This is a genomic window from Thauera sp. WH-2 (assembly GCF_048321015.1).
GTDB lineage: Bacteria > Pseudomonadota > Gammaproteobacteria > Burkholderiales > Rhodocyclaceae > Thauera.
Map to the genome: position 1 here is coordinate 1 of NZ_JBLWFG010000034.1, position 413 is coordinate 413.

1 pseudogene is annotated in these 413 nt (G+C 64.2%); it reads right to left on the bottom strand.

The annotated features are described in order from the left end of the window. Positions 1–388: pseudogene (locus tag ACNKW1_RS15760) on the bottom strand (antiporter); the annotation flags it as partial. Between the last annotated feature and the right edge of the window lie 25 nt (positions 389–413).

Here is a 413-nt window from a genome sequence, read left to right on the forward strand (position 1 = left end):
CTTCGGGCGTGGCCGACTGGTAGGCCAGCAGCATCACGTAGCCGGTCGCCGCCGAGGCGATCACCAGCACGATCGAGATCCACTGCGTCACGATCGAGCCGCCCAGCTTGTCCGAGATCCAGCCCCCCACCGGGCGGATCAGCGCACCCACGAAGGGGCCGATCCATGCGTACATCAGCGCCGAGGGGGCGTTCGGGTTCTTGGCGTGCACCCACGCCTGCGTGGCCGGGTCGAGCGTGTGCGTGTTTCCGAAGATCACCGTGATCGACAGCGGCAGCGCCATCGAAAAGCCGATGAACGAGCCGAAGGTCACCACGTACAGCGCCGTCATCGACCAGGTGTGCTTGTTGCGGAAGATCGCGAACTGCTTGTTCAGGTTCGATTTCATCTCGCCGGTGGCAGCGAACTTCATC